Origin of the sequence: Paraburkholderia sp. BR14374 (genome assembly GCF_040948685.1) — a bacterium.
Lineage (GTDB): Bacteria > Pseudomonadota > Gammaproteobacteria > Burkholderiales > Burkholderiaceae > Paraburkholderia > Paraburkholderia youngii.
This window is the reverse complement of sequence record NZ_JBFPKF010000170.1, coordinates 1-254: the sequence shown is the minus strand read 5'-3', so window position 1 is coordinate 254 and position 254 is coordinate 1. Positions and strand designations below refer to the sequence as shown.

Here is a 254-nt window from a genome sequence, read left to right as displayed (position 1 = left end):
GTGGCTCCAATACGCCGATCATCGAGTGGCCCGATTGCGCCGATCATGCACTGGCTCGATTGCGGCGATCATCCGGTGGCTCGATTACGCCGATCCCGGAATGGCTCGAATATGCCGGTCAGTGACAACTCGCACATCGCGTTGTCATAGGCGTCGCCGGCGGTCCCCATTGACGGTTGTACGCCAGCTTCGCGGCAGCGCCGCCCGAAGGCAATGGAGGTGTATTGACAGCCTTGATCGGAATGTAGAATCAC

At 59.8% G+C, this 254-nt stretch carries 1 pseudogene; it reads right to left on the bottom strand.

Going from position 1 to position 254, the window contains the following annotated elements:
* Positions 1 to 128: 128 nt before the first annotated feature.
* A pseudogene (locus tag AB3X86_RS38520) lies at positions 129 to 254 on the bottom strand (IS3 family transposase); the annotation flags it as partial.